Source organism: Telluria sp. AC161 (assembly GCF_979258535.1).
In genome coordinates this window covers 1,455,725-1,477,443 of the sequence record NZ_OZ409861.1, presented here as the reverse complement: position 1 = coordinate 1,477,443, position 21,719 = coordinate 1,455,725, and the positions used below count along the sequence as shown (strand labels likewise).

Annotated in this window: 23 protein-coding genes and 2 pseudogenes; 13 read left to right on the top strand and 12 right to left on the bottom strand. The window is 65.5% G+C overall.

The annotated features are described in order from the left end of the window. Positions 1-21: 21 nt before the first annotated feature. Positions 22-855, top strand: a complete 834-nt coding sequence (gene asd / locus ACZ0AJ_RS06750) for an archaetidylserine decarboxylase (RefSeq protein WP_499456744.1) — start codon at positions 22-24, stop codon at positions 853-855. A gap of 6 nt (positions 856-861) precedes the next feature. Here the strand turns inward: asd and ACZ0AJ_RS06745 are convergent, their stop codons facing one another. After that, positions 862-1,833, bottom strand: a complete 972-nt coding sequence (locus ACZ0AJ_RS06745) for a LysR family transcriptional regulator (protein ID WP_183551608.1) — start codon at positions 1,831-1,833, stop codon at positions 862-864. A gap of 108 nt (positions 1,834-1,941) precedes the next feature. On the opposite strand from ACZ0AJ_RS06745, the gene ACZ0AJ_RS06740 reads away from it, so the two are divergent. The 3 genes from ACZ0AJ_RS06740 (at position 1,942) to ACZ0AJ_RS06730 (ending at position 4,024) form a co-directional block, all read left to right on the top strand. Next, positions 1,942-2,538, top strand: coding sequence for an FMN-dependent NADH-azoreductase (locus tag ACZ0AJ_RS06740; protein ID WP_499454299.1), 597 nt, complete (start codon positions 1,942-1,944; stop codon positions 2,536-2,538). 139 nt (positions 2,539-2,677) lie between these two features. Beyond that, positions 2,678-3,472, top strand: a complete 795-nt coding sequence (locus tag ACZ0AJ_RS06735; protein ID WP_499456742.1) for a pirin family protein — start codon at positions 2,678-2,680, stop codon at positions 3,470-3,472. An 81-nt stretch (positions 3,473-3,553) separates the two neighbouring features. Beyond that, a complete protein-coding gene (locus ACZ0AJ_RS06730) occupies positions 3,554-4,024 on the top strand; it encodes a hypothetical protein (RefSeq protein ID WP_499453354.1) in 471 nt (156 codons plus the stop codon). 16 nt (positions 4,025-4,040) lie between these two features. Here ACZ0AJ_RS06730 and ACZ0AJ_RS06725 read toward each other — a convergent pair whose 3' ends face one another. After that, the gene (locus ACZ0AJ_RS06725) at positions 4,041-4,679 is read right to left on the bottom strand and encodes a hypothetical protein (protein ID WP_499454297.1); all 639 of its coding nucleotides are present in this window, start codon (positions 4,677-4,679) and stop codon (positions 4,041-4,043) included. A gap of 169 nt (positions 4,680-4,848) precedes the next feature. Here ACZ0AJ_RS06725 and ACZ0AJ_RS06720 point away from each other — a divergent pair, with 169 nt between their 5' ends. Next, the gene (locus tag ACZ0AJ_RS06720) at positions 4,849-5,823 is read left to right on the top strand and encodes a succinylglutamate desuccinylase/aspartoacylase family protein (protein ID WP_499454295.1); all 975 of its coding nucleotides are present in this window, start codon (positions 4,849-4,851) and stop codon (positions 5,821-5,823) included. 3 nt (positions 5,824-5,826) lie between these two features. Here ACZ0AJ_RS06720 and ACZ0AJ_RS06715 read toward each other — a convergent pair. Next, positions 5,827-6,006: pseudogene (locus ACZ0AJ_RS06715) on the bottom strand (DMT family transporter); the annotation flags it as partial. A 108-nt stretch (positions 6,007-6,114) separates the two neighbouring features. Between ACZ0AJ_RS06715 and ACZ0AJ_RS06710 the strand changes: the two are divergent. From ACZ0AJ_RS06710 to ACZ0AJ_RS06685, 6 genes and pseudogenes are all read left to right on the top strand, one after another. Then, positions 6,115-6,411: an ArsR/SmtB family transcription factor gene (locus tag ACZ0AJ_RS06710; RefSeq protein ID WP_499453350.1), complete on the top strand. Its 297-nt coding sequence runs from the start codon at positions 6,115-6,117 to the stop codon at positions 6,409-6,411. Positions 6,412-6,420: 9 nt separating this feature from the next. Beyond that, on the top strand, positions 6,421-7,482 hold the full coding sequence (locus ACZ0AJ_RS06705) for an alkene reductase (RefSeq protein ID WP_499453349.1): 1,062 nt from the start codon (positions 6,421-6,423) through the stop codon (positions 7,480-7,482). Positions 7,483-7,653: 171 nt separating this feature from the next. Beyond that, positions 7,654-8,621 (top strand): annotated as a pseudogene (locus tag ACZ0AJ_RS06700) (IS1595 family transposase). Positions 8,622-8,800: 179 nt separating this feature from the next. Continuing rightward, positions 8,801-11,455 (top strand): aminopeptidase N, encoded by a 2,655-nt coding sequence (pepN, locus tag ACZ0AJ_RS06695; protein ID WP_499454292.1) that lies wholly within the window; start codon positions 8,801-8,803, stop codon positions 11,453-11,455. A 7-nt stretch (positions 11,456-11,462) separates the two neighbouring features. Beyond that, on the top strand, positions 11,463-12,221 hold the full coding sequence (locus ACZ0AJ_RS06690; protein WP_499453347.1) for a hypothetical protein: 759 nt from the start codon (positions 11,463-11,465) through the stop codon (positions 12,219-12,221). A 98-nt stretch (positions 12,222-12,319) separates the two neighbouring features. Beyond that, entirely contained in the window at positions 12,320-12,772 is a 453-nt protein-coding gene (locus ACZ0AJ_RS06685) for an acyl-CoA thioesterase (RefSeq protein ID WP_499453346.1), read from the top strand. On the opposite strand, the gene arsC is transcribed toward ACZ0AJ_RS06685, so the two are convergent. After that, positions 12,756-13,103: an arsenate reductase (glutaredoxin) gene (gene arsC, locus ACZ0AJ_RS06680; protein WP_499453344.1), complete on the bottom strand. Its 348-nt coding sequence runs from the start codon at positions 13,101-13,103 to the stop codon at positions 12,756-12,758. The genes ACZ0AJ_RS06685 and arsC overlap by 17 nt on opposite strands. A 191-nt stretch (positions 13,104-13,294) precedes the next feature. Between arsC and ACZ0AJ_RS06675 the strand changes: the two genes are divergently transcribed. Then, positions 13,295-13,927, top strand: coding sequence for a 1-acyl-sn-glycerol-3-phosphate acyltransferase (locus ACZ0AJ_RS06675; RefSeq protein WP_499453342.1), 633 nt, complete (start codon positions 13,295-13,297; stop codon positions 13,925-13,927). A 38-nt stretch (positions 13,928-13,965) separates the two neighbouring features. Here the strand turns inward: ACZ0AJ_RS06675 and ACZ0AJ_RS06670 are convergent, their stop codons facing one another. Beyond that, a complete protein-coding gene (locus ACZ0AJ_RS06670) occupies positions 13,966-14,412 on the bottom strand; it encodes an ester cyclase (RefSeq protein ID WP_499453340.1) in 447 nt (148 codons plus the stop codon). Positions 14,413-14,506: 94 nt separating this feature from the next. On the opposite strand from ACZ0AJ_RS06670, the gene ACZ0AJ_RS06665 reads away from it, so the two are divergent. Beyond that, the gene (locus ACZ0AJ_RS06665; RefSeq protein WP_499453338.1) at positions 14,507-15,418 is read left to right on the top strand and encodes a LysR family transcriptional regulator; all 912 of its coding nucleotides are present in this window, start codon (positions 14,507-14,509) and stop codon (positions 15,416-15,418) included. Between the two features lie 37 nt (positions 15,419-15,455). Here ACZ0AJ_RS06665 and ACZ0AJ_RS06660 read toward each other — a convergent pair whose 3' ends face one another. The 7 genes from ACZ0AJ_RS06660 to ACZ0AJ_RS06630 all read right to left on the bottom strand — a co-directional run bounded on the left by ACZ0AJ_RS06660 (position 15,456) and on the right by ACZ0AJ_RS06630 (position 21,718). Further along, entirely contained in the window at positions 15,456-17,150 is a 1,695-nt protein-coding gene (locus tag ACZ0AJ_RS06660; protein WP_499454288.1) for a SulP family inorganic anion transporter, read from the bottom strand. A gap of 73 nt (positions 17,151-17,223) precedes the next feature. Further along, positions 17,224-17,811 carry a HupE/UreJ family protein gene (locus tag ACZ0AJ_RS06655; protein ID WP_499453334.1) on the bottom strand — a complete coding sequence of 196 codons (588 nt, stop codon included), beginning with the start codon at positions 17,809-17,811 and terminating at the stop codon, positions 17,224-17,226. 16 nt (positions 17,812-17,827) lie between these two features. Next, complete coding sequence (gene ureG, locus ACZ0AJ_RS06650; RefSeq protein WP_499453332.1) at positions 17,828-18,451, bottom strand: urease accessory protein UreG; 624 nt, start codon at positions 18,449-18,451, stop codon at positions 17,828-17,830. 23 nt (positions 18,452-18,474) lie between these two features. Next, positions 18,475-19,140, bottom strand: a complete 666-nt coding sequence (locus ACZ0AJ_RS06645; protein ID WP_499453330.1) for an urease accessory protein UreF — start codon at positions 19,138-19,140, stop codon at positions 18,475-18,477. Then, positions 19,137-19,670, bottom strand: a complete 534-nt coding sequence (gene ureE / locus ACZ0AJ_RS06640; protein WP_499453328.1) for an urease accessory protein UreE — start codon at positions 19,668-19,670, stop codon at positions 19,137-19,139. The genes ACZ0AJ_RS06645 and ureE overlap by 4 nt, the downstream gene beginning before the upstream one ends. 9 nt (positions 19,671-19,679) lie before the next feature. After that, positions 19,680-21,380, bottom strand: a complete 1,701-nt coding sequence (gene ureC, locus ACZ0AJ_RS06635; protein ID WP_499453326.1) for an urease subunit alpha — start codon at positions 21,378-21,380, stop codon at positions 19,680-19,682. Then, entirely contained in the window at positions 21,380-21,718 is a 339-nt protein-coding gene (locus tag ACZ0AJ_RS06630) for an urease subunit beta (protein ID WP_499453324.1), read from the bottom strand. Before ACZ0AJ_RS06630 ends, ureC begins: the two co-directional genes overlap by 1 nt. Position 21,719: the final 1 nt, after the last annotated feature.

The following is a 21,719-nucleotide window of genomic DNA, read 5'->3' as shown; positions in this document are numbered from 1 at the left end:
ACCGTGTCCAGACTCAAAGTCCTGCCCCAATATGTGATGCCGAAGCAGGCAATGACCAACCTCGCCGGCCGCGTTGCCGGCCATCGTGGCGGGTCGATGACGACTGGCCTGATCCGTTGGTTCGTGGGCAAATATGGGGTCGACATGAGCGAAGCGGCCAATCCGGACATCGCCAGCTACCCGAGCTTCAACGAGTTCTTCACCCGCGCCCTGCGCGATGGCGTGCGCCCACTGGCGCAGGCCGATTATGTGTGTCCGGTCGATGGCGCGATCAGCCAGTTCGGCGATATCGATGATCACCAGATCTTCCAGGCCAAGGGCCACAAGTTCACCACGGCCGAACTGGTCGGCGGCGACCAGACGCTGGCGGCGCACTTCCAGCACGGGCACTTCGCCAACGTCTACCTGAGCCCGAAGGATTACCACCGCATCCACATGCCGTGCGACGGCCGCCTGACGCGCATGATCTACGTGCCGGGCAAGCTGTTCTCGGTGAACCCGACGACCGCGCGCGGCGTGCCGGGGCTGTTCGCGCGCAACGAGCGCGTCGTGTGCGTATTCGACAGCGACGAATTCGGGCCATTCGTGATGACGCTCGTCGGTGCAACCATTGTCGGCAGCATGGCCACCGTCTGGCATGGCGTCGTCAATCCGCCGCGCATGGCGCGCATCTGCGATTGGCAATATGAACCGGGTCAGGTGACGCTGAAAAAAGGCGCCGAGATGGGCCGCTTCTTGCTCGGCTCCACCGTCGTGATGCTGTTCCAGAAAGGCGCCATCCGCTTCAATCCGGCCTGGGCGCCCGAGGGCAAAGTGCGCCTGGGCGACGTGATGGGCAATCGGCCGCTGCGCTGACCGGTCTCAGGCAGCGTCCGACGCCCCCTCCTCCAATGCAGCCTTCGCCCTGAAGGCCGCAGCGATCTGTTCCGGCCCATGACCATGGGCGGTACAGGTCTCTTCCATCATTGCCAGAAACGCGCGCGTCTTGGCCGGCATCAGCTTGCGGCTCGGGAACACGGCCCAGCCATTCGCGGTCGGCATTTCCCACTCCGGCAGCACCCGCACCAGTTCACCCGTCTGCATATACGGTTCGGCAAACAGCGTCGAGCTGAGCGCAATCCCGGCGCCACGTGCGGCAATGCGCGCCAGCAGGTCCGGTGAATTAGCCGTCAGCCGGCTTGGCAGCGCGCGCTGCCAGCGCACCTTCCCGCGAATCAGCGTCCATGGCATCGGGCCGCCGCTGCGGCTCAGGATGCACAGCACGTCGTGCGTGGCCAGGTCGTCCGGATGCTCGGGAATCCCGTGCCGCGCCAGGTAGGCCGGTGATGCGAACAAGCCAGGTTGCTCGAGGATGAACGGGCGCGCGCTGAGCGTGGCGTCGTCCGGCAAGTCGCCCATGCGGATGGCGATGTCGAAATTCTCGGCCACCAGGTCGACCCGGCGCGGCGTCAGGTCCATCTCGAGCGTGACGGCCGGGTAGCGCTCGAGAAAACGCGCGATCACGTGATTCAGCGTGCTGTTGGCGAAGTCGCCCGGCGCCGAGATGCGCAGCTTGCCGCTTGGCTCGCCCTGGCGGTGCTGGGCCAGTGCCCCGGCCGCCTCCACTTCGTCGGCCAGGCGCCGCGCGTGTTCATACAGGCTGGCGCCGAATTCCGTCACCACCAGCTTGCGTGTCGTACGCTGCAGCAGCCGCTCACCGAGGGTCGTCTCGAGCAGCGCCAGCCGGCGCGACACGGTCGACTTCGGCAAATTGACGCGGTCGGCTGCGCGCGTGAAGCTCCCCGCCTCGACGATGCGGGCGAACAGCAGCAGGTCATTCGGTTCGACGTCCATGATTGTCCCATCAGCAGAATAATGTTATCCATTTTACGGGCTTTCGCATTGTTTTTGGAAAGACTAAAGTAGACCCATCGCTACTCCAACCACGAAGGGACCACCACCATGAACATCCTGCACATCACCTCGAGCATCCGCGGCGACGCCTCCGAATCGACCCGCGTCACGCAACAGATCGTCGACAAGCTGGTCGCCGCCAACCCGGGCGCGACCATTGTGCGCCGCGACCTGGGCACGGCCCCGGTGCCGCTGCTCGACGGCGCTGCCCTGGGCGCGCTGTTCACGCCGGGCGAGCAGCGCACCGCCGCGCAACTGGCGCGCGTGGAGCAGGACGATGCGCTGATCCTCGAAGCGCAGGCGGCCGACGTGATCGTGCTGGGTGCCCCGATGTACAACTTCTCGATGCCAGTGCAGCTGAAAAGCTGGTTCGACGCCATTGCCCGCGCTGGCGTGACGTTCCGTTATACCGAGACCGGTCCGGAAGGCCTTCTCAAGAACAAGAAAGTCTACGTGGCGGCAGCGCGCGGCGGTGTGTACGAAGAGGCGCAGGATCCGCAAGTGCCGCAGATGCGCGCGCTGCTGGGCTTCCTGGGCCTGGTTGACCAGACCTATATCTACTCGTCGGGCATGGCAATGGGCCCTGATGCCGTGGCTGCGGGCCAGGCAGCGGCCAACGCCGCCATCGAAGCGGCGCTGGCGTAATACTGGTAAAACCCCGGTCGCCGTCAGGCGGCGCAACTAACAGGAGAACAGATTGACCACCACTGTCACGCAGCCGACCACCACGGCGCCCCTCGTCAAAAGCCGCGGCGTCGAGCGCATCATCAACGGGCAGTTCGTGATGGATGGCGCGGGCGTACGCATCAACCGTATCCTGACTGGTCCCCTGCAGCGCCGCCTGGACCCGTTCCTGATGCTTGACGCCTTCGGCAGCGACAAGCCGGGCGACTACATCGCCGGCTTTCCGGAGCACCCGCACCGGGGCTTCGAGACCATCACCTATATGCTGGCCGGGCGCATGCGCCACCGCGACAGCGCCGGCAACGAAGGCCTGGTCACCGATGGCGGCGTACAGTGGATGACGGCCGGGCGCGGCGTGATCCATTCCGAAATGCCGGAGCAGAATGCCGGCCTGATGGAAGGGTTCCAGCTGTGGCTCAACCTGCCCGCAAGCGACAAGATGACGGCGCCGTGGTACCGCGATATTCCGCTCGAGGAAGTGCCGCGCTTGAGGACCGACGACGGCGTGACCGTGCAGGTGATCGCCGGCCGCACGCATGGCGTCGACGGCGCGGTGCAGCGGGCGCATACCGAGCCGCTGTATCTCGACCTCGAGATCCCGGCCGGTGTGACGTTCGAGCAGCCGATTCCGGCCGGGCACAATGCGTTCGTCTACGTGTTTCGCGGGGAAGCCGTCATCGACGGCAAAGGCGTGCCGCAAACGCGCATGGCGATCCTCGACAATGCTGCCGGCGCCGACGGCGTGCGGATCAAGGCGATTGCACCGACGCGCCTGCTGGTACTGGCCGGGCGCCCTTTGAACGAACCGATCGCGCAGTACGGACCGTTCGTGATGAATACCCAGGCCGAGCTGCATCAGGCGGTCGAGGATTTTCGCGCCGGGCGTTTCGCGTAAGCGCTTCGTCAGCGGCCAGCCTACGGACCTGGCAGGCATGCGCTACACTCTCGGGATGACACAAGCGCAACACAGCCTGCCATGGCACTGCTAGACACTCTGGGCGACCTGCTCGCCCGCGCCAGCTACGCGCTGGGGCTGGAAAATGCCGACCGCTTCCCGCGCGGTCACGCTTCCCCGTACACCCGCTGGAACAAAGCCTACTTCGACATCCCTTCCGACCTTAAGGCCGAGCGGATGGAAACCATCGTCTGCGCGGCCATCACCAACACGCCCTATGTGTTCGGCGAGATCCGCAACCCCACGCCGCGCATGCAGCGTGCGCTGCTGGCCATCATCGAAGCGCGCCTGCGCCGCGCCGATGCGCCGGCCGATCTGGTGGCGCTGCTGATCAAGGCGTACCGTCAGCCGCACACGCCGGACATCGTGCCGGGCCTGCGCGCGACGATCGCGGCCAACGCGCAGTTCGATGCGAATATCCAGGCGCATGCGGTGCTGGCGTATCTGGGCGATGCGCCAGCCGGATTTGGCGTGATCGACGCACACAGATAATACGCAACCGGCGGCGCTAACCTTTCGAAGGCTGCGTCGCTGCCGGTGGCGGGCTGGCTGTGGCGACCGGCGGCGTGTCGGGTTGCACAGCCATGGCGCTCATGCCCGCCGCTGCACCTGCACGTGCCGCAGTACTCCCCCCTGCCCCTGCAGCATCGGCCGCCTTGCCCGCCTGCGGCTTGGTGGTCGAGACCGCAGCATTGACGAAGTTCTGCGTGTTTTCAAAGGTCTTGAGCAGGACCCTGAACAGTGGTTCGACGTTCTCGGGCTTGATCGCCCCTTTCAGGTAAAACTGACACAGCGCGAACACGCCCGTACGAAATGCATCGAGCGGCGCATTGCGCGATGCAAGGACCGTGACGGCGGTGCCGAAGTCATCTTTGAGCGTCGCACTTTTGCCTGGTAGCGTGACGGAGGCGTCGATGCTCGCCTTGATGCTCGTTGCCGTGTCCGGGGGCGGTTCGGCGCAGAAACGCGGTTGCGGATACGCTGGTGCAGCAACGATAACCGTGCGCCTGTCGGCTGATAGCGACACCGTTCGAACGACTTCGCCGATGTCGTCTTCGACCACGGGGCGATTGAAGAACGTGCCAGCCGTCGCGGCGCAACCGGCCAACGCAGAAAGAACGGCAAGCATGAAGGGGATGCGGAACATGGTGGCTCCCGGTGCGACCCCGGGCATCGCTCGGGTAGTCTGCCTGTCAGACTCGCGCGCCATGCGGGCGTGCCCCGAATTCCCCCGTCGCTTGCGCTTGCACAAACCTGTTGTCAGGCCAGGGTTTCCCGCTAGAATATCGCCACATTTCCTTTCCCGGCCCGACTTCATGACTTCGCCCCGCCAGTTCCAGTTCAAATCGATCAACTACACCGGCCTGCAGCCAGGCCCGCGCGTCATCATCATGGGCGCGACCCACGGCAACGAGGTGTGCGGCACCAAAGCCATCCGGCGCGTGATGGACGAGATCGACAGCGGCGCTCTGCATATCGCCGCCGGCAGCCTGACATTCGTCCCGATCGTCAATCCGCTGGCGTACCAGCAGGTCACGCGCAATGGCGACCGCAACCTGAACCGCGACCTGTTCCCGAAAGCCAATCCACAGGATTTTGAAGATCAGATCGCCAACTGGCTGTGCCCCCTGCTCGGCCAGCACGATGTGCTGCTCGATATCCACTCGTTCGCCGCCACGGGCGAACCGTTCGTGATGGTCGGTCCGCTCGACAATGACGGCACGCTGCAGCCGTTCCGCCACGCCGAAAAAGAGCGTGCCTGGGCGCGCCGCCTGGGCGTGCGCCGCTTTGTCGATGGCTGGCTGGCGACCTATGGCGATGGCGTGCAGCGCCGCAGCCGCAGTGCTGACGAACTGGAAACGGTGTTGCGCTACGGCGTGGGCACGACCGAATACATGCGCAGCACGGGCGGCTACGCGCTGACGCTCGAAGCCGGCCAGCACGACGATCCGGCCGCGCCCGACGTCGCTTACCGCGCCATCATGAATACGCTGGCGCACCTGGGCTTGATCGCCGCGCCCGACCCGGTGCCCGTTGACTTTGACGCCATGGAAGCGCTGTCGATGGTGGTCGTGCATGACAAGCTGCATGCAGATGATGCGTTCTCGCGTCCGTGGAAAAGCTTCGATCCGGTTGAAGAAGGTGAACTGATCGGCACCCGCGCCGACGGCACGCCGGTGACCGCCGAATTCGGCGGCCGCATCCTGTTCCCGGCCGCCAGCGCTGCCGCCAACACCGAGTGGTATTACCTGACCCGCCCGAATCCGGTGTTCGGACGCGAACAGAACTGATCTTCACGCCGGCGACAGCAGCTTGAGCATCACGATGCCGCTGATGATCAGCGCAATCGCCAGGAGGCGCAGCGCGCCGGTCGGTTCACCCAGCGTCAGCATGCCGAAGATCGCCGTGCCGACGGTGCCGATGCCGGTCCAGATGGCATAGGCAGTGCCCAGCGGCAGCTGGCGCAGCGCCAGGTCTCCACAGGCCTAAAGAGAAAATCGGGCCGCCACCAGCAGACTTTTTTTGAATATCGTAAGATGACGATATTCGGATCGAAAGATCCCGATATAAGGAACCAACCGATGGACATCGATGCGATCCACAAGGCCCTGGCCAACCCGGTGCGGCGCCAGATCCTGCACTGGCTGAACGATCCGCAGCTGCACTTCAGCGAGCAGGAACATCCGCTCGAGATGGGCGTGTGCTGCAAGCTGATCGATCAGCGCACCGGCCTGTCGCAGTCGACCGTGTCGGCGCACCTGGCCACGCTGCAGCGCGCGGGCCTGGTGGGCACGCGCCGCGTTGGCCAGTGGGTTTTTTATCATCGCAACGAGGAAGCCATCGCGGCCTTCCTCGCCCAATTGAACGACGCAATCTAGGAAAACAAGATGACTACCATGTTTGATCCGATCAAGGTCGGCGCCCTCGAATGGCCAAACCGCATTGTCATGGCGCCGCTGACCCGCTCGCGCGCCGATGCCGGCCGTGTTCCCAATGCCCTGATGGCCGAATACTATGTGCAGCGCGCGTCGGCAGGCCTGATCCTGTCCGAAGCCACCTCGGTCACCCCGATGGGCGTGGGCTACGCCGACACGCCGGGCATCTGGTCCGACGAACAGGTCGAAGGCTGGAAGCTCGTGACCGACGCCGTGCACGCCGCTGGCGGCCGCATCTTTTTGCAGCTGTGGCACGTCGGCCGCATCTCCGACCCGTCGTTCCTGGACGGCCAGCTGCCGGTGGCCCCATCGGCGATCAAGCCCGACGGGCACGTGAGCTTGCTGCGCCCGAAGCGTGAATACGTCACCCCGCGCGCGCTGGACATCGAAGAAATCCCGGGCATCGTGTCGGCCTACCGCAAGGGCGCCGAAAATGCCAAGCTGGCCGGTTTCGACGGCGTGGAAATCCATGGCGCCAATGGCTACCTGCTCGACCAGTTCCTGCAGGACTCGACCAACCAGCGCACCGACGCATACGGCGGCTCGATCGAGAACCGCGCACGCCTGCTGCTGGAAGTCACCGATGCCTGCATCGATGTCTGGGGCGCCGACCGTGTCGGCATGCACCTGGCGCCGGCACGCGACTCGCACGACATGGGCGACTCGACGCCGGCCGAAACCTTTGGCTACGTCGCGCGTGAACTGGGCCGCCGCAAGATCGCGTTCATCTTCACCCGCGAAGGCCAAAGCCCGGACGAACTGGGCCCGATGATCAAGAAAGAATTCGGCGGCGTGTGGATCGCGAACCAGCAGCTGAGCAAGGAAAAGGCCGAGGAACTGATCGCCAGCGGCACGGCCGATGCCGTCTCGTGGGGCCAGCTGTACATCGCCAACCCGGACCTGGTGGAACGCCTGCAACTGAACGCACCGCTCAACAAGCCGAACCCGGACACGTTCTACCATCCGGGCGCGACCGGCTACACCGACTATCCGGCACTGCCGGCCACGGTGTAAGCATCCCTTTCTCCGCGCCCTCGCCCGCTGTCGCCGGCGAGGGGCGGCGCTTCTTCGAACAGGACCTGCGGGTCCTGTTTTTTTTGGCGCAGTCAACGTTAAATAGAGCCGAGCTATGAACTGATCAGCGGTCCCATGGTCCAACGCCTGTCCCCGCGTCAGGAGTCGATCATGAAAGCGCGCCGCTTCAAGAACTGGTTTGCCAGGTTGCCAGCGCTGAATCAGCCACAGCGCCGGCAAGTGCTCGACGCCCTGCATCCCGCAGCTGGCCTCGACCAGGTAGTTGCACTGATCGCGCAAGCCAGAGCGCCAGCGCGCTGCTGCCCCAGTTGTGGCAACGAACGCTGCAATCGGCACGGATTCGCCAACGACCTGCAGCGCTTTCGCTGCTGCGCCTGTGGCCGCACGTTCAACGACCTGAGCGGCACGCCGCTGGCGCGGCTCAGGCACAAGGCCAAATGGCTCGCGTATTCGCAGGTGTTGCTCCATTCATTGTCCGTGCGCAAGGGCGCAGACCAGGTTGGGGTGCACCGCAACACGGCATTCCGGTGGCGCCACCGCTTTCTCGAATGGGTCAAGCTCGACCGGCCTGCATCGCTCAACGGCATCGTGGAGGCCGATGAAACATTCCTTCTCGAATCGCAAAAAGGATCACGCACGCTCGACCGCCCGCCACGCCGACGGGGCGGCCGCGCGCCCAAGCCTGGTATTTCCCGCCATCTCGATTGCATCCTGGTGGCGCGCGACCGGAATGGCCGCACCGTCGATGCCGTTACTGGCCGTGGCGCACTGACCACCACCCAACTCGAACGCGATTTGCTACCCAGGCTTGATCCGCAGGCGCTCCTGGTCACCGACAGCCACGCCGCGTACCGGGCCTTTGCACGCAAGCACAGTATTGCTCACGAGACCGTCAATCTGCGCGCCGGCGTGCACGTCAGGCATTCGGGAAGCCGCGCCATCCACGTACAGAACGTAAACGCGTACCACGGACGCTTCAAGGCTTGGCTACTGGGCTTTCGCGGGGTGGCATCGCGCTACTTGCCCAATTACCTGGATGGCGCTGGGCCTTGGACGGTGGGCGGCTCAGTTCCGCAGAACAGTTGTTCTGCATCGCAGTCGGCGTCATCAACAGATAAGGTTGACTGAGCCGTTTTTTTGTATTGACGCCGGATTGAAGCATATGCATGCCATATGCATGGCCAAAAAAGGTTAGCTGTGACGGGTGTCCAGCCACGAACGTTAGTGATATTCTTGCGCGATTGTTAGATTGTTACTGCGCGCACGTCTCGATGCGCCTACCGAGAGAGGATTTTCAGTGAACGTTCCAGCACACCGCGCCATGGCGCTTGCCATCGCTTCCGCCATCGCCTTGGGCGGCGCCGTCAATGCTGCGCCGGCGGCTCAGGGCGCGCGCGCCGAGACGCCGTTCCTGTCGCAGGTCGACGCCTTTGCCCGCTCTGCGCGCGTATCGAACGTGGACTATGTGCTGGACTTCACGCTGACCGGCAAGGAAACCTTTGCCGGCACCACGACCGTGACGTTCGACCTCAAGGACGTCGACGCGCCCGTCACGCTCGACCTGAAGGACGCCACTGTCAAATCGGTCAGCGTCAACGGCAAGCCGGTCGCCACGCGCTACAACAAATGGTTCGTCACGCTCGACGCCGCCAGCCTGGCCAAGGGCCGCAACACGGTCGTCATCGATTACGAGCGCCTGCACAGCACCAATGGCGAAGGCCTGCACCGCATGGTCGATCCGGCCGATGGCCGCGTCTACACCTATTCGCACTTCGAGCCGGTCGCGGCCCAGCAGATGTTCGCGGTGTTCGACCAACCCGACCTGAAGGCCAGCTACACGGTGTCGGTTACCGCGCCGCGCGACTGGCACGTGGTCACGACCACGCGCGAAACCAAGGTCGACGAGCGTGGCGCGAACCGCCACTGGACCTTCAAGACCACCAAGCGCCTCAGCCCGTACAACTTCTCGCTGCACGCCGGCCCGTACCAGGTCTGGGAAGACAACAGCGGCAAGTACCCGATGCGCCTGTTCGCGCGCCAGTCACTGGCCAAGCTGGTGGTGCCAGACGACTGGTTCCGCCAGACCAAGGCCGGCCTCGGCTTCTTCGAAGAATACTTCGGCGTCCCGTATCCGTTCGAAAAGTACGACCAGCTGATCGTGCCGGACTTCCTGTACGGCGCGATGGAAAACGCCGGCGCGATCACGTTTGCTGAAGCGCGCTACGGCGTGGCCAATATGACGGCCGAGCAGAAGCAGTCGCTGACCGAAGTGATCATGCACGAGATGGCGCATCAGTGGTTCGGTAACCTGGTGACCATGAAGTGGTGGAACGGCCTGTGGCTCAACGAAAGCTTCGCGTCCTTCATGGGCGTACTGGCGACGGTCGAATCGACCGAGTTCAAGGATTCGTGGCAGAAGTTCTACCAGAGCGGCAAGCAGCGCGCCTACATCCAGGACCAGACCGCGAGCACGCACCCGATCGAAGTGCCGGTGCCGTCGTCGAGCAATGCCTTCGACAACATCGATGCGATCACCTATTCCAAAGGCGGCTCGACGCTCAAGCAGCTGCGCCACCTGCTGGGCGAGGACGTGTTTCGCAAGGGCGTGCACAACTACCTGGTCAAGTACTCGTGGAAGAACGCGACGCTCGACGATTTCATCGGCAGCCTCGGTGAAGCGGCGGGCCGCGACCTGTCCGGCTGGACCAAACAGTGGCTGTACAACGCCGGCGTAAACACCATCGCCGCGAACTACAGCTGCAGCGGTGGCAAGATCCGCAACTTCACGCTGGCGCAGACCGCGCCATCGAAAGACCTGCCGACGCTGCGCGAACAGCGCGTGCAGATCGGCGCTTTCAAGCTCGACGGCGGCAAGCTGACACTGGTGAAGAACGTCCCTGTCACCTACACCGGCGCCAGGACCGCGGTGCCGGACATGAACGGCACAGCGTGCCCGGATCTGGTCTACCCAAACTACCAGGACTGGGGCTACGCCAAGGTCAAGCTGGACAAGCGCTCATTCGCCACCGCGCGCACCAGCCTGGCCAAGGTCGACGATCCACTGCTGCGCGCGATGCTGTGGCAGAGCCTGTGGGATGGCGTGCGCGACGCCGAGATGCCACTGAACGACTTCATCGCCGTGGCGCTGAACAATGCGCCGCTCGAGAAGGATTACACGCTGCTGGGCGATGTGCTGGGCAAGGTCAGCGAGTCGAAGGCCTACCTCGATGCGATGAACCTGGATAACGCCTACACGCGCCAGACCACGCTGGCACTGGAAAAGATGGCATGGGACGGCGTGCTCGCCAACAAGGGCAATGCCGACTTCCAGCGCCGCTGGTTCAACCAGTACGTCAGTGTTGCCAGCAGCCCGGACGCGCTGACGCGCCTGGCCGGCATCCTGGGCGGCCAGGTCGATGCTGCCGGCGTGCCGGTCGGCCAGCCGCAGCGCTGGTCGATCATCGCGCACCTGAACCGTTACAACTACCCGGGCGCGTTCGACCTGATCGCGCAGGAGTCCGCGCGCGACAAGTCGGACGCCGGCCAGATCGCGGCCGTGGCAGCCACGGTCGGCCGTCCCGATGCCGCCGTCAAGGCGGACTGGGTCAAGCAGATCGAAGACCAGAAGACGGCGTTGCCGTTCTCGCGCATCCGCACCGCGATGGGCAGCATCTTCCCGGCTGAACAGGGCGCGCTCAATGAGCGTGATGCCGATGCACGTCTGGCGCGCCTGCCGCAGGTGGACAAGACGGGTGGTCCGGTCTTCATGCGCGCGTATGCGGGCACGATGATCCCGGCGACCTGCACGCCGCAAAGCGTGGCGCGCCTGAGCCGCGCAGCAGCCACGATGACGGACCTGTCGGCGTTCACGCGCCGCACGCTGCTCGATACGCTGCAGGACGATCAGCGCTGCGTGGCGATCAAGGCGAAGCTGAGCGCACCGAAAGGCTGATCGCCACATGCTGGCTGCCGGGGTCCTGACGCCGCGCCGCACGCCCGGCTGGCCGCTCGCACTCACCCTCGGCCTGCACCTGCTGCTGGGCTGGTGGTGGTTGCAGGCGACGGGCCTGCGGGTGCTGCCGGCAGATCTGCCGGCGCCCCGTGAATTCATCGTGGTGGCAGTGCTGACGCCTGCGCCTTCTCGTTCTTCCGCTGCACCCGCTGCCGCAGCGTCACCACGACCGCGCGCAGCGCAAGCAGTTCCTGCGCGCGCTGCCCCACCGGCGCCGCCAGTAGCGCTACAACCGATCACACCAGCGCCTGCAGACACCGCACCGCCTGCAGCCACGAGCGAACCCGCCGCAGAAGCGTTCCCCACCCCACCCGGCTCAGCACAAGACACCACCGCCACAGGCGACGACAGCCTGGCCAGCCGCGGCAAACGCACGGCAGGCGCGGTCGATCACGAGCTGCGCAAGGGCAAACTGGCGCCGCTCGACCCAGGCGACAACAAGTGGCAGCGCTTTGCACAGGCCGTCGGCGACGCCCGCGTAGACACCTCGCGCACGCTGACATCGGAAAGTTATACAGCGCCGGATGGCGTCGTCGTGTACCGCTTCCGCCAGGGCGGGCGTACTTGGTGCCGCACTGGCGGCGGCATCAGGCCGAGCCCGTTCGGCGCCCAGGCTGGCGGCGCGGCGCTGTTCGACAAGGCCGGTGGTGGTGGCTTTGCTGGCACGGTCCGATGCCCGACCCGGGTGGAGTTCAAGCCCGACTGAACTGCCGGCACGCGTCGCGCGGTCGCCATCCACCGTCACGCGACCCTGCCGTAAAATGGCCGGACTTGCGGCCCCATGCCGCTCACGGAGACAACACATTGGACTGGGATTATCCGCAACCGTTCATCCTGGCGGTGACGCCACAGGCCGGCGACATCGATGGCCTGAACCACACCAACAATGCCGTGTACGTGCGCTGGTGCGAGCAGGCCGGCTGGGCGCACTCCGACAGCCTCGGCCTGTCACTCGACGACTACCGGCGCCTGGACCGGGCAATGGCGATCCGGCGCGGCGAATACGATTACCTGCTGCCCACGGTCGGTGGCGAAGCCCTGCGCCTGGCCACCTGGCTGGTGGGCGGCGATGGCAAGCTGTCGATGGAACGGCGCTTCCAGCTCGTGCGCGACAGCGATGGCGCGACGGTGCTGCGCGGCCGCTGGGACCTGGTCTGCATCGAACTCTCGAGCGGCCGGCCGCGCCGCATGCCTGCTGAGTTCCTGGACACGTACATGCCCGTGATCGTGGGCGGACCGCTTACAGGATCTCGCTGACGCGCGTAAACGGCCGGCATAGCCGCACGCCGTTGGGTGTCACGACAAACGGCCGCTCGATCAGGATCGGATGCGCGGCCATCGCGTCCAGCAGCGCAGCGTCGCTGGTGCCCGGCTGGTCCAGCCCCAATTCGGTGAAAACCGCTTCCTTGCTGCGCACGGCCTCCCGCACCGTGATGCCCGCATCGGCAATCAAGCGGGTCAGCGTGTCTCGTGTTGGCGGGTTGGCCAGGTAGTCGACGATCTGCGGTTCGTGACCGGCGTCGCGGATGGCGGCCAGCGTGTTGCGCGATGTGCCGCAGCGGGCATTGTGGTAAATCGTGATGGCCATGGTCATAGCAACGGTGTTTTTCTCATCATAATGTGGTGAATCGGACAACGACATGATAACCACAGCGCATACCCGCCACCACTATTTTGCTTGTGACCCCTTCCGGCGCGGGCTAGAATCGCACGCTTGATTTTATCGAGCGTGAGAACTGCAGCCCTTGCAGATGACTGACGCCACCCTCCGGAGACCCGATGACCGACTACCTGCTGCGCCCTGCAGCCCTGCCCACCCTGCGCCAGCGCGCGGCGCTGCGCGTACTGCAGTGTTTCGGCTGGAAGGTGTTCTTCAAACCGTTGCCAGGGCCGCACGGCGTCTGCGTCATCTATCCGCACACGTCGAACTGGGATTTCCCGATCGGCCTGCTGGCGACGTGGGCCATGGGCACGCAGTTCAAGTGGCTGGCCAAGGACACGCTGTTCCGGGGGCCGATGGGCCGCCTGATGCGCCACTGGGGTGGCGTCCCGGTCGACCGCCGCGCGCCGATGGGCGCAACGCGCCAGTTGGCCGACACCATGCTCGCTGCGCCATCGTTCTGGATCGGCATCACGCCCGAAGGCACGCGCGCCTACCGTCCCAACTGGAAAAGCGGCTTCTACCACCTGGCCGTTACGGCCAACGTGCCGATGGTGCTGGTGCGTTTTGACTATGGCAAGAAAGAGCTGAGCCTCGTCGACACGATGACGCCGACCGGCGACGTCGAGCGCGACATGGACGCCATCCGCGCCGTCTACGTGGGCAGCCAGGCGCTGTACCCGGAGAATGCCGCGCCGATCGTGCTGGCCCCGTCACGCGACGAGCAACCTGCGCAGCGCAAGCGGGCCTGACGCCGCTCAGTAGCGGTATTCAGTGGCGGTAAAAAGGTTCAGCCTTGTGGCGGGAACTGGCCAAGCTGCAGGAAGAGACCAAACCAGTCCTCCATGTGCCAGGTGGTGGTGATCAGGCCGCCTTCGAGCGTGTGAAACTCGTGCAACCGGAAGCTGACTTTCTTGCCGGTGGGCGCGATGCCGAACAGCTCGCCCAGATGCGTCCCGCTGATCTCTGCGCGTACGGCAACCTTCCCGGGCGCCTGAATCGTGTCATGGATGGTGATGTGCACGTCCGGAAATGCGGCCGCCAGCATACCAATGATCGGCTTGATGCCAGCAGGACCCGGGCCCTGACCCGGGGCCAGCGGAATATCCTCCCATGCCGGGGCGAGCACGGCATCGACAAGATCCGGATTCTGTTCGCTGAACGCGCGGTACAGCGTTTCCACGACGTTGAGTTCGGTACGTAGCTGGAGCGACAAGGCGGTCGTTGATATCGTCATCGGAAGGATCTGCTCGAAGTTGAATGAGGCGCCAGTGTGTTCTGCGCGGAGCAATCAGTCCAACAAATAAGCGATATACCGTATTATTCGCTCCATGGATTTTCATGGCCTGGATTTGAATTTGCTGGTCGCATTCGACGCGTTGATGAACGAACGCAATGTCACGCGTGCTGCAACCCAGGTGGGCGTCAGCCAGCCGGCGATGAGCGCTGCCCTGTCCCGGCTGCGTACCTTGTTGGGCGATCCCCTGTTCCAGCGCAGCAGTGCCGGCCTGGTTCCCACCGCACGCGCACGCGATCTGGCCTCGCCCGTGGCTGCGGCCCTGCGTCAGATCGAATTGGCGATGCTGACGCAGCCCGCGTTTGAACCCGCGACGGCGTCAGTGACGTTCAGACTGGGCCTGCAGGACTATCCCACGCTGGTCCTGCTACCAGCGCTTGTGGAAGCGCTCGAACGCGCCACGCCCGGCATATCGTTGAATGTGTTCGCGTATAACGACCGGGATACTGCGGTCGATCTGCTCGATGCCGGATCGATCGATGTCGCCATTGGCGTGGCGCCGACCGTGATGGATGCCCGCGTCATGACCCGACCGCTCATGCGCGATGCGTTTGTCACGATCGTGTCGACCGACCATCCGGCGGCCAGTGGCCCGATGGACTTGCGCACCTATCTCGACCTGCAGCACGTGCTCGTATCACCCGAAGGGCAGTTGCACGGTCTTGTCGATCAAACCCTCGCGCAGCACGGCAAGCAACGCAAGCTTGCCTTGACCTTGCCACAACTGTTTGCCGTGCCCGCGGTCATTGCGCGCACTAACATGGCTGCCACCATCCTCAAGCGTGTAGCGGATGATTCGCAGGCCAGCCATCGGCTTGTCATGTTCGCGCCACCCTTGGGCCTGCCGGAAATCACGTTTCACCTGATATGGCATCGCCGTAGCGACAGCAACCCCGCTCAACAATGGTTCAGGGAGTTCATCGCGCAGCAGTCAGCCGCCTTGTAATTATCCGTGGCATTGACGCCGCAGCGCATGCGAACGCCTACAGCTTACCCGCCGGCTGCGCGGCCGCGGCCGGCGTGCCGGCAGCACGCGATCCGGCCAGCTGGTCCCACGCAATGGCGGCGCTCAGGAACACCTGGCCGTTGAGCTTACCCAGCAGATCGCTTTCCTTGAGCCGGTCCATGACCGGCCCCTTCACTTCGGCCAGGTGCATCAGCACACCGCGCCGGTTCAGCGAGCTGTTCAACTCCTCCAGCCCGAACAGCGCCGACGTGTCGATCGCATTCACGGCCGACAGCACCAGCACCAGATGGCGCGTGCCCGCATGGGCGACGAGTTCTTCGTCGATCCGCTCGTTGACTGCATCCACATTGCCGAAGAACAGACCGGCATCGACCCGCAGCATCAGCAGACCCGGCGTCGTCTCGGCCGAATAGCGCTCGACATTGCGGAAGTGTTCGGTGCCATGGATGCGCCCCAGCACCGCGATATGCGGCCGGCTGGCGCGCCAGATCAGCACGACCATCGACAGCGCCACCCCCACCAGCACGCCCGCTTCGACGCCCAGCAGCAGCACCCCGCCGGCCGTGGCCAGCAGCGCCAGCGCATCGGCGCGGTCGTAATGCCAGGCGGTGCGCAGCGTCGACAGGTCGAGCATCCCGAGCACGGCCACGATGATCGTTGCGGCCAGCGTCGGCAGCGGCAGCAGCGCAAGCCAACCGGTGGGCAGCACGAGCGCCAGCGCCAGCAGGCCCGCCGTGATCATGCTGGCCAGTTGCGTGTTGGCGCCGGCCGCGAAATTGACGGCCGAACGCGACATGCTCCCGGTGACAGGAAAGCCGCCCGTCAGCGCGCTGCCGATATTCGCCGCGCCCAGGCCGACCAGTTCGCGGTTGCTCACCAGTTTCTCGCCGCCCCGCTTGAGCGCCAGCGCCTGCGCGCCGGACATGCTGATCAAGAACACCATGAAGCCGATCAGGAGCGCCGGTTGCAGCAAGGCCTGCCAGTGCTGTGACGACGTCGCCAGGTTCAGGCCCGGCAAACCGGTCGGCACGGCGCCCGTCGTCGCCACCCCCATCTGCACGAGACCCAGCTGCTGCACGAGGGCCATCGCGCCCAGCACGACGGCAATCGGTGCCAGCTTGGCCCCGACGTCCGCCGCCGCTGCCGGCACGCGCAACCGGCGCAGCAGCGGTGCGAGGTGGCTGCGCGCGGCCAGCAGCAGCACGAGCGAGCCCACGCCCAGCAGGATGCTCGGCCAGTGCGGCGTCATGCCGATTTCGATGGAGCCGCCCACCAGCGTGCGCAGCTGGCCCCATGCGATGACGATCGCCGAGCCGATGGTGAAGCCGCTCATCACGGGCCGTGAAAAGAAGTTGGCAAGAAAGCCGATGCGCAGCAGCCCGCACAGCAGCAGGACCAGGCCGGATAGCAAAGCCAGTTGCGCGGCGAGCACGCCATACAGCGCGGTGCCGGGCGTGGCCAGCGGCGCCAGCGTGGACGCCGTCATCAGGGAAATGATCGCCATCGGCCCGACCGATTGCGTGGTGCTGGTGCCAAACAGCGCATACAGCAAGGGCGGGATGATGCTGGCGTAGATACCGACGGCCGGCGGCAGGCCCGCCACCAGTGCATAGGCCATGCCCTGCGGGATCATCATCATCGCCACCACGATGCCGGCGCTGATATCGCCCGGCAGCGCGGCGCGCCGGTACGGGCGCAACCACTCAAGCATGGAAAGTCCTGGCCGGGACGGCCGACGGTAAAAAGAGCGCTAGCGTAGCATAATTACCCGTACCGGCCGGGCATCAGCCGGCCAGCGCCACGAGCCAGATACCCGCCGCGCCGATGGCCGCAGCCAGTGGCCGGCGCAGGCGCTCGCCCGGGATCGCGCCCAGCAGCATCAGCACGGCGCTGGCCAGGATGAAGCCGGCGCCACTGGCCACGCCGGTCAGTTCATTGCCGTGCGCGAGTCCATGCACAAAGGCGCAGGCGCCGACGGTGAGTACCGCCATCTGCGGCGGCATCCGCGCATCCAGACGCGGCGCATATGCCGCCAACCCGCCCAGCAGCAGCACGGTCGCCGCGATTGACAGTTCGAGTGCCGGCAACGCGACGCCACCGCTGCTGGCCGCGCCCAGCGCCATCATCACGAGAAACGTCGGCGCGAGCAGGTAGCCGTGCTGCTGGCGGCTCCAGAGACCGACCGCGAGCAGCGCCAGCAAATGGTCGACGCCCGTTACCGGGTGCAGCAGACCGGCCACGAAGCCGCTGTCGGGCGCGTGCCCGGGATGCGCGGCCGCCGGCAGCGCCAGTGTCAGGGCGGTCACGGCCACGCCCGCGCGTGCCAGCTGATGGCGGAAGGCGTGGTGCAGCGAAGTCGGATGTATCGTCATGGTCGTCTCCCTGGTGTTATTGGTGGACTGCGTCGAGCAAGCCCTGCTCGCGGATGAACGCGACCACGTCCTGCACGCCCTCGCCCGTGCGCAGATTGGTAAACACGAAGGGCCGTTCGCCACGCTGGCGCCGTGCATCGCTCGCCATCACCGACAGGTCCGCCCCGACATGCGGCGCCAGATCGGTCTTGTTGATGATCAGGAGGTCCGAGCGCGTGATGCCCGGCCCGCCCTTGCGCGGGATCTTCTCGCCGCCCGCGACGTCGATCACGTACAGCGTCAGGTCGGACAGCTCCGGGCTGAAGGTCGCAGCCAGGTTGTCGCCACCCGATTCGACCAGCACCAGTTGCAGGTCCGGAAAATCGGCCTGCAGGCGCGCAATGGCTTCCAGGTTGATCGATGCGTCTTCGCGGATCGCCGTGTGCGGGCAGCCGCCCGTCTCGACGCCCATCAGGCGCTCGGGCGCGAGCGCGCCGGCGCGCAGCAGGATGTCCATGTCTTCGCGCGTGTAGATATCGTTGGTGATCACGGCCATGTCGTAGTCGTCGCGCATGTGGCGGCACAGCAGCTCGCACAGCGCGGTCTTGCCCGAGCCAACCGGCCCGCCAATGCCGACCCGCAGCGGATTGGATGTTGTCATGCTTCCTCCTTCATCAACAATGATCACGACCGGTACAGGCGGCCATGCTGCACTTCGTGGCGCATCGACAGCATCGACAGGCCGGGCGCCCAGTTCGACATTTCGTCGTCCGGCAAACCCCGCGCCAGTTCAACGGCGCGCTCGATCTCGGGCCGCAGCGACAGCAGCAGGCGCTGGCCGGCCACCTGCCCCAGCGGCACCGACTTGACGCACACCAGCACCTGGTTCTCGACCCACGCGAACACCATCGCCAGCAGCGCTTCTTCATGCGGAATATCGAGTCCGTCGACCGCGCAGGCAAACGCCAGCGGCAGCGTGACGTCCTCGCCCAGCGCGCGCGTGTCGGCCACGCCCAGCTCCGCGATCAGGCGACTCAGCGAATAGCCCATCTGGACCGATTCGGCGCGCAGTTCGGCCGTGTCGCGCGACGCCAGGAAGCACCCGCCCCACTGCGCGATCGCTTCGGCGTCGCGCGCCGCGAACGCTGTCAAAAGACGCCACAGCACAGGGGCATCCCAGCGCGCCACCACGTCATCGAGGTAGCGCACGATCCACGCGCGGGCGCTGTCGGCATCTGTGACCAGGCCTTCTTCGAGCGCCGCTTCAAGGCCCTGCGAATAGCTGTAGCCACCGATCGGCAAGGCCGGGCTGGCAAACTGCAGCAGGTGCAGCAGGCTGGCGGCGTTCATGTCGGATCCGGTGCTATTGGCGCAACGTCCGACGGGCGGTGAATCTTCTGGCGCAGCGGCACCGGCGCCAGCAAGCCGCCCGGCCCCTGTTCGTGATGGTGACCATGACCGCCACCATATGCCCCCGCCTCCGGCTCGAATTTCGCCAGTTCTTCACCAACGTCGGCGCCCAGCCCTGCGACCATCTCGCGCAGCACCGGATCGACACGGATGCGCAGCCAGCCGGGCCCCACCTGCGTCTGCGTATGCCGGTTCCCCAGGTGGAATGCGCAGCGGGCCAGCAGCGTCGCGTCGCTGCAGCGCACGACATACGTCGGCTCCAGCGCGGCCTCGACGCGCACGACACGCCCACCTTCGCCCAGCAGCAGATCGCCATCGCGCAGCACCGTGCCGCGCACGAGGAACAGCGCGACCTCTTCACCCGAGGCCAGGCGCGCGCGCTGGCGGCAGCGCTCCCGTTGTTCGAACGGTAGCACCAGCGTGTCATGCACGACGTCGGCGACAGCGATGCGGGTATGCAGTGAAATCATGGATGGCCTCTAGAACAGGAAGTAACGCTGCGCCAGCGGCAGCACGCTCGCCGCTTCGCACACCAGCAGGCGGCCGTCGGCGCGCACTTCATAGGTTTCGGGATCGACTTCCATGTGCGGCGTGGCGCCGTTGTGGATCATGTCGCGCTTGCGCAGGCCACGCGTGCCACGCACGGCAATGGTCGTTTTGTTCAGTCCCAGCGTGCCTGCGATGCCAGCGTCGAACGCACTCTGCGAAACAAAGGTGAACGACTTGCGCAGGCCGCCGCCAAAGGCGCCGAACATGGGCCGGTAATGCACCGGCTGCGGCGTCGGGATCGATGCATTCGGGTCGCCCATCAGGCTGGCGGCGATCATGCCGCCCTTGACCACCATCGACGGCTTGACGCCAAAGAAGGCCGGCCGCCACAGCACGATGTCGGCGATCTTGCCCACCTCGAGCGAGCCGACGACGTGCGCGATGCCGTGCGTGATGGCGGGATTGATCGTGTACTTGGCGATGTAGCGCTTGACGCGCACGTTGTCGTTGCGTGACGAGTCGCCTGCCAACGCGCCGCGCTGGGCCTTCATCTTGTGCGCCGTCTGCCAGGTGCGCATGATCGTCTCGCCCACGCGGCCCATCGCCTGCGAGTCCGACGACATCATCGAGATCGCGCCCAGGTCGTGCAGGATGTCCTCGGCGGCGATTGTCTCGCGCCGGATGCGCGACTCGGCAAACGCCACGTCTTCGGCAATCGCCGGGTCGAGGTGGTGGCAGACCATCAGCATGTCCAGATGCTCGTCGAGCGTATTGACCGTGAACGGGCGCGTGGGATTGGTCGACGAGGGCAGCACGTTGTCGTAACCCACGGCCGCGATGATATCCGGGGCGTGGCCACCGCCCGCGCCCTCGGTATGGAAGGTGTGGATCGTGCGGCCCTTGAACGCCGCCACGGTCGACTCCAGAAAGCCCGCCTCGTTGAGCGTGTCGGAGTGCAGCGCCACCTGCACGTCCAGCCGTTCGGCCACCGACAGGCAGTTGTCGATCGCCGCGGGCGTGCTGCCCCAGTCCTCGTGCAGCTTCAGGCCCACGGCGCCGGCATGGACCTGCTCTTCGAGCGGGCCGGGCTGGCTGACATTGCCCTTGCCGAAGAAGCCCAGGTTCATCGGGAACGCGTCGGCCGCCTGCAGCATCGAATGAATGTGCCAGGCGCCCGGCGTGCAGGTCGTGGCGGCCGTGCCGACCGCGGGTCCGGTGCCACCGCCCAGCATCGTCGTGATGCCCGAGTACAGCGCTTCATCGATCTGCTGCGGGCAGATGAAATGGATGTGCGTATCGACGCCGCCGGCCGTGACGATCATGCCTTCGCCGGCGATGATCTCGGTCGCCCCGCCGATGGCCATCGTGACATTCGGCTGGATATCCGGGTTGCCGGCCTTGCCGATGGCGGCAATCAGGCCATCCTTGATCCCGATATCCGCCTTGACGATGCCCCAGTGGTCGACGATGACGGCGTTGGTGATGACTGTGTCCATCACGCCCTCGCGCAGGCGCTGCGACTGGCCCATGCCGTCGCGGATCACTTTACCGCCGCCGAACTTGACCTCTTCGCCATAGGTTGCGAAGTCGCGCTCGATCTCGATCACGAGCTCGGTGTCCGCGAGGCGAATGCGGTCGCCCGTGGTCGGGCCATACATGTCGGCGTAGGCCTGGCGGCTGAGCGTGACCATCATCCCTCCCCTGGGATGAAAGGCACGGCCGCGGGCAGTGGCCCTGACACGCGGCCCTGGAAACCATGCACGATCCGCTCGCCCGCCAGGTCGACCAGTTCCACCGTGCGGCGCTGGCCCGGCTCGAAGCGCACCGCCGTGCCGGCCGCGATGTTCAGCCGCATGCCGAGCGTGCTGTCCCGCTCGAACTGCAGCGCCGGATTGACTTCATAAAAGTGGTAGTGCGAGCCGACCTGCACTGGCCGGTCGCCCGCATTGGCCACGACCACGGTCAGCGTGCGCCGACCGACGTTGAGTTCGATATCGCCGTCGTCTAGAAAGTATTCGCCTGGGATCACG

Bases quoted from the DNA above. Each gene is read 5' to 3' on its own strand.
- ACZ0AJ_RS06745 (WP_183551608.1), bottom strand. From the start codon at position 1,833: ATGGACGTCGAACCGAATGACCTGCTGCTGTTCGCCCGCATCGTCGAG.
- ACZ0AJ_RS06740 (WP_499454299.1), top strand. From the start codon at position 1,942: ATGAACATCCTGCACATCACCTCGAGCATCCGCGGCGACGCCTCCGAA.
- ACZ0AJ_RS06735 (WP_499456742.1), top strand. From the start codon at position 2,678: ATGGATGGCGCGGGCGTACGCATCAACCGTATCCTGACTGGTCCCCTG.
- ACZ0AJ_RS06730 (WP_499453354.1), top strand. From the start codon at position 3,554: ATGGCACTGCTAGACACTCTGGGCGACCTGCTCGCCCGCGCCAGCTAC.
- ACZ0AJ_RS06725 (WP_499454297.1), bottom strand. From the start codon at position 4,679: ATGTTCCGCATCCCCTTCATGCTTGCCGTTCTTTCTGCGTTGGCCGGT.
- ACZ0AJ_RS06720 (WP_499454295.1), top strand. From the start codon at position 4,849: ATGACTTCGCCCCGCCAGTTCCAGTTCAAATCGATCAACTACACCGGC.
- ACZ0AJ_RS06710 (WP_499453350.1), top strand. From the start codon at position 6,115: ATGGACATCGATGCGATCCACAAGGCCCTGGCCAACCCGGTGCGGCGC.
- ACZ0AJ_RS06705 (WP_499453349.1), top strand. From the start codon at position 6,421: ATGACTACCATGTTTGATCCGATCAAGGTCGGCGCCCTCGAATGGCCA.
- ACZ0AJ_RS06690 (WP_499453347.1), top strand. From the start codon at position 11,463: ATGCTGGCTGCCGGGGTCCTGACGCCGCGCCGCACGCCCGGCTGGCCG.
- arsC (WP_499453344.1), bottom strand. From the start codon at position 13,103: ATGGCCATCACGATTTACCACAATGCCCGCTGCGGCACATCGCGCAAC.
- ACZ0AJ_RS06675 (WP_499453342.1), top strand. From the start codon at position 13,295: ATGACCGACTACCTGCTGCGCCCTGCAGCCCTGCCCACCCTGCGCCAG.
- ACZ0AJ_RS06670 (WP_499453340.1), bottom strand. From the start codon at position 14,412: ATGACGATATCAACGACCGCCTTGTCGCTCCAGCTACGTACCGAACTC.
- ACZ0AJ_RS06665 (WP_499453338.1), top strand. From the start codon at position 14,507: ATGGATTTTCATGGCCTGGATTTGAATTTGCTGGTCGCATTCGACGCG.
- ACZ0AJ_RS06660 (WP_499454288.1), bottom strand. From the start codon at position 17,150: ATGCTTGAGTGGTTGCGCCCGTACCGGCGCGCCGCGCTGCCGGGCGAT.
- ACZ0AJ_RS06655 (WP_499453334.1), bottom strand. From the start codon at position 17,811: ATGACGATACATCCGACTTCGCTGCACCACGCCTTCCGCCATCAGCTG.
- ureG (WP_499453332.1), bottom strand. From the start codon at position 18,451: ATGACAACATCCAATCCGCTGCGGGTCGGCATTGGCGGGCCGGTTGGC.
- ACZ0AJ_RS06645 (WP_499453330.1), bottom strand. From the start codon at position 19,140: ATGAACGCCGCCAGCCTGCTGCACCTGCTGCAGTTTGCCAGCCCGGCC.
- ureE (WP_499453328.1), bottom strand. From the start codon at position 19,670: ATGATTTCACTGCATACCCGCATCGCTGTCGCCGACGTCGTGCATGAC.
- ureC (WP_499453326.1), bottom strand. From the start codon at position 21,380: ATGGTCACGCTCAGCCGCCAGGCCTACGCCGACATGTATGGCCCGACC.